General features: G+C 46.9%; 2 protein-coding genes and 1 pseudogene. All 3 read right to left on the bottom strand.

Going from position 1 to position 1,920, the window contains the following annotated elements:
• Nucleotides 1–48: 48 nt before the first annotated feature.
• The gene (locus BCT81_RS00115; protein WP_102422918.1) at nucleotides 49–1,254 is read right to left on the bottom strand and encodes a hypothetical protein; all 1,206 of its coding nucleotides are present in this window, start codon (nucleotides 1,252–1,254) and stop codon (nucleotides 49–51) included.
• Nucleotides 1,247–1,807: a tight adherence pilus pseudopilin TadF gene (tadF, locus tag BCT81_RS00110; protein WP_102422917.1), complete on the bottom strand. Its 561-nt coding sequence runs from the start codon at nucleotides 1,805–1,807 to the stop codon at nucleotides 1,247–1,249. Before tadF ends, BCT81_RS00115 begins: the two co-directional genes overlap by 8 nt.
• A pseudogene (locus BCT81_RS29975) lies at nucleotides 1,797–1,920 on the bottom strand (pilus assembly protein); the annotation flags it as partial. The gene tadF and the pseudogene BCT81_RS29975, both read right to left, overlap by 11 nt.

The following is a 1,920-nucleotide window of genomic DNA, read 5'->3' as shown; positions in this document are numbered from 1 at the left end:
ATTCAATGCTTTAAGTTTGGGTTTTTTGAATCGAACGCTTTATTTGAATTAGCGAGTGAGTTGGATGCTTGCTGAGTATTCAACCGCCAAAATGTCGGAAAAGTACTCGTTAAGTTGTGTCGTATTGGTGGCACTGAATACGCGTAAAGGATTTCCTGCACAGTTCTCGAATTGAGTAATTCGAGTTGGGCTGACGCCATAGCCGATGAAATTCATTTCAATGCCGTATTGCTTGATAGCCTTAGTGCAGAACCCAGCGTTTACGAGTTGATTGAACGCGTTTCCTTCGTCAGCGCCATCGGTGAATAACACCAGTTTTCTTCTAGTTTCGGCTACCGTGCTTACGTGTCTTCCCCATGCTTGTTGCCAACTTGGGATAAGCTGCCTCACTCCCCATACCAAACCTTGATAAGAGCGAGTACCGCCATTTGCTTTCAGGCTGTTTATCGAGTTTTGGACGCGGGAAAAGACGTTAGTCAACGGCAGCATTGGTGACTCTTGATTGCAGTCGCTTAACCACTTACTTGGCGGTGTAAACTTCACAGGTCGCTCTGAATGCAGCGTCGCGAGGTTATCCACGGTCAGCGCCGCAGAGAAATCACCATTACGATAGCTAAGCCCGTCGATACAGTAGATTCCGGCCGCTTCTTTGGATAACCAGGGCGGGCGATGTGTTGCCACCCCAGAATCGAAAGGAACGATCGAGATACTTACTGAATCCAAATCGTTAGCGTTATTGCTCTGAGATTGAATCGTATTCAATGCGTTGGACAAAATAGATTTTAGTGATGACATGTTTGAGCCCATGGAGCCAGATACATCGAGCACTAGCACCAACTCTGTTGGGATTGCAGAGTGTTTGCTTTCAACCACCCCCTTAAAGCCACCACCTGTGGCAGTCACTTTTTGGTCGTAGCGTTCATAGCTGAAATGCGGTAGTAGCGGTGTAACGGAGTAACCTAGGCTAATTCGGCAGCCTTGGTTTTCTGGCGTTAATCCACTCACACCTTTCAATGTTGGGTGGTAGTAACTTTGGTATGCGCGCATCATTTTCGAAGTCGCCTCATCAGCAAAAGCACAAGCCAGTGCGGCAGAGTCAGCGGCTTGCGCAGCTCGATTAGAAACCATCACTTGCGCGCAGATCATCAGAGTGCCAACAGCGATAAATAGTGCAGGGAGCAGTAGTGCAAGAAAGGAAAGAGTGATGGAACCTTTTTGCTGCCGGGCTAGGCCGCTAAACATTGAGTTAACCATAGTGCTTACCTACCACTACTGATGAGCTTTTTAGGCTTTTTGGAAGATCAAGTCGTTCGTAGTCAAATGGTGTCTTTACGCATATGGTCAGTTGAATCAAAGTGGATGGTCTTCCATTCAATGCAGGATCACCGCTGCCTACAACAAGCATGTCCGTAAGGTCCTCAATAGGTGGGTCACTTTGGCAGTTGCTTCCTGCATAAAGATATTCGTATTCCCACGTCGAAGCAGCAGTATCAAAGACACGACTTTCAAGTAAAATCCCAATATCGCCGCGGGTAATACTACTCGGCAGATAACGTTCAGCGAGCACGAGTAATGGACCTTTCAGAGTCTCGGGTAAACCATTCTTCCCTTGCTCTGGTTTGAGTTGAGTTGAAGAAATCGCATTCACTAGGTTGTAAGTAACATTGTCTAACTGAGTCTGCATACTGAATAAGCGGTAGATAGCAACCAACCCCCACAGAATGAACATCATCGCGAGCACGACAAATGGGAACTCAACGGCGGCTGATCCCGCTTGCTTTTTGGTGTGTGTGTTATTAACCGTCATAACTCACCAATACCTTTTTTTCCAAGGTTGTTATGTTGCCGGTACGTTCTAAAAAACGGGTTGAAAGGCTAGGCAGCAGAGCGAATGAGGATGCGTAAGATACCGTGTACTCC

Source organism: Vibrio sp. 10N.261.52.A1 (assembly GCF_002876325.1).
Classification (GTDB): Bacteria; Pseudomonadota; Gammaproteobacteria; order Enterobacterales; family Vibrionaceae; genus Vibrio; species Vibrio chagasii.
The sequence above is the reverse complement of the archived record's forward strand: the minus strand, read 5'-3'. Positions and strand labels throughout refer to the sequence as shown.

Coding starts and splice junctions, on each gene's coding strand:
- tadF (WP_102422917.1), bottom strand. CDS start 1,807: ATGACGGTTAATAACACACACACCAAAAAGCAAGCGGGATCAGCCGCC.
- BCT81_RS00115 (WP_102422918.1), bottom strand. CDS start 1,254: ATGGTTAACTCAATGTTTAGCGGCCTAGCCCGGCAGCAAAAAGGTTCC.